The sequence below is a fragment of the Streptomyces sp. AcH 505 genome (assembly GCF_000818175.1).
Taxonomy (GTDB): Bacteria; Actinomycetota; Actinomycetes; order Streptomycetales; family Streptomycetaceae; genus Streptomyces.
Map to the genome: position 1 here is coordinate 2,174,442 of NZ_JTIY01000001.1, position 2,479 is coordinate 2,176,920.

General features: G+C 72.0%; 2 protein-coding genes. Both read left to right on the forward strand.

Annotation, left to right across the window (positions count from 1 at the left end):
* Positions 1-368 (forward strand): SSI family serine proteinase inhibitor (locus HY68_RS10075; RefSeq protein ID WP_041987140.1); only part of this gene is annotated, 368 nt, incomplete at its 5' end.
* Positions 369-652: 284 nt separating this feature from the next.
* Positions 653-2,479, forward strand: a 1,827-nt coding sequence (locus HY68_RS10080) for a PAS domain-containing protein (protein ID WP_157874436.1), incomplete at its 3' end; no start/stop codon positions are given.

Below are 2,479 nucleotides of genomic sequence, written 5' to 3' on the forward strand. Positions count from 1 at the left end.
CGTTGCCGCTGCCGTTGCTCCAGACGCAGGACAAGCTCGACCTCACCGTCACCGACCCCGCCGTACAGAAGACGGCCGGCGTGTACGAGTTGACCTGTGGGCCCGCCGGCGGGACCCACCCGCGGGCGCAGGAGGCCTGTGACCGGCTGGCGGAGCTGGCCGAGGGCGGGCGGGATCCGTTCGCGCCGGTGCCCGAGGGGCAGATGTGTACCCAGATCTACGGCGGCGCCGCCACGGCGCGCATCACCGGCACCTGGCACGGCCGCAGCGTCGACGCCAGCTTCAACCGTTCGAACGGCTGCGAGATCGCCCGCTGGCAGGGTCTTGAGCCCGTTCTGCCCAGCACCAGGCCCACCGCCCGGGGCTGAGGACAGGGGCGAGGACAGGGGCTAAGGACAGGCGCGGACAGGGGAGGACAGGAGGTGAGACCCGGCAGGGCCCGCCTCCGGGTGTTCCGACGGCCACCCGTCGAGGGGTGTGCGGGCGTTCGTACAGGGCATTCGCACAGAACCTTGATGAGAGCTCCTTCTCATCCGCAGCCGCGCTCGCACCCACAGCCTTTAGACTCCCTCCAGTGACAGGCTGAGACCATAGGGGCAAGATGGGACGCGGCCGTCCGCAAGGTGCAGTAGGTCAGGGAGGAAGCGTCGTCGTGAGCAGCAGGCCATCCCGAGGCGCTGCTCGCCTCGCGGCGATACTCGACGCACTCCCCGACGGCTTGGTGCTCGTCAACGCCAACGGCACGGTCGTCAACGCCAACACCATCGCCCTGGAGATGTTCGAGACGCCGGGTACGGCGCTGGTCGGGCGCGGGCTGCTGGACCTCCTGCCGGAGTTCGACTCCAAGCTGATCCCCGGTTCCATGCGCCGCCCCGACTCCGCCGACGCGCGAGGCCGTACGAAGCCGACGCGGATGACAGCCCGGCGCACGGACTCCAGCGAGTTCCCCGTCGAGGTCACCAGCGCGAGCCTGGAGGACGGGCGCGACGCGTACAACGACATCCACAGCTACACCGGCGACGAGCTGCTGATGCTGATCGTCAGGGATCTGTCGGGGACCGTCGACACCGAGGCCGAGCTGGCCCGTTCGCAGCGGCAGACCGAGATGATCCTGCGCGCCGCTTCGGAGGGTGTCGTCGGTACGGACACCGACGGCCGCGTCGTGCTCGTCAATCCGGCGGCCGCGCAGATCCTCGGCTTCCGCGCCACCGACCTCGGCGGCCGTGAACTGCACACGCTCGTCCTGCACTCACGCGCGGACGGCGAGCCGTTCCCGTACGAGGACTCCCCGCTCGCCGACACCCTGCGCTCCGGCCGCAAGCACCGGGTGCGCGGGCAGGTGCTGTGGGCGAAGAACGGTTCGGCGGTGCCCGTCGACCTGACGACCGCCCCCGTACGCGACGGCGACCAGCTCGTCGGCGCCGTGATGACGTTCACCGACCGGCGCGCCCACGAGGAGCTGCTGAAGCAGCACAGCGACGAACTCACCGAGGCGAAGGAACGCCACGCCGCCGAGCTGAAGGACATCACCGAACGGCTCGGCGCCGAACTGGCCGAGACGACGGAACGGCAGACGGCGGAGCTGGCCGACCGCAGCGACCGGTACGCGGCGGAGATCGAGGAACTCACCGAGCGGTACGACTACGTCGCCGCCCGGCACGCCCAGCTCACCGCCGTACTCGGCGAGTCCCTGCGCGGCCCGCTGGAGGAGCTGCGCGGCGAACTCGCCACGCTCGCCGCCGACCAGGCGGGCCAGCTCTGGCCCGAGGCCAACCAGATCCTGCACCATCTCGCCGCCGGCTACTCCCGGATGACGACGCTGGTCGACAACGTCCTCGGCTACCAGCGGCTCGACGACGGCACGGAACAGCTCACCAAGATGACGGTGCTGCTCGACGGTGTCGTGGCGGCGGGCGTCGAGGGCGCCATCGAGCTGATCGGGCCCGGCAGGGCGCAGTTCGCCGTGCACGCGCCGCCGATCGAGGCCGAGGTGGACCCGGGCAGGCTGGCGACCGCCCTCGCGCATCTGGTCGCCGACGTGGCCGGGGTCGACTCGACGGGCCGGGCCCGGATGATGCCGGCCGGCGGTTACGTCGACTCGACAATCGTGGTGGCGGCGGCGCAGCGCGGCAATGTCGTACGGATCGAGGTGCGCGGCCCGTTCCCCGGCGGCGACCCGGTGCACGAGCCGATCGTGCGCGGGATCGTACGGGCGCACGGCGGCGTGCTGCAGACGCACGAGGTGCCGGGGATGAGCGGCAGCGCGTACGTCCTGGAGCTGCCCCTGGGCGAGGGCTCGGGTACGGTCCCGCCGCCCGCGCAGCCCCCGCAGGCGCAGATCCCGGAGCAGTCGGCACCCGCCGTGGCGGGTCCCGGTACGGGTGCGGGTACGGGTACGTCGGGTGGCGGGCGCCGGCGTGCGCGACGCGCCTCGACGGACGCCTTCCTGGAGGCGCCCGCCGAGGACGTCGCCGGGGAG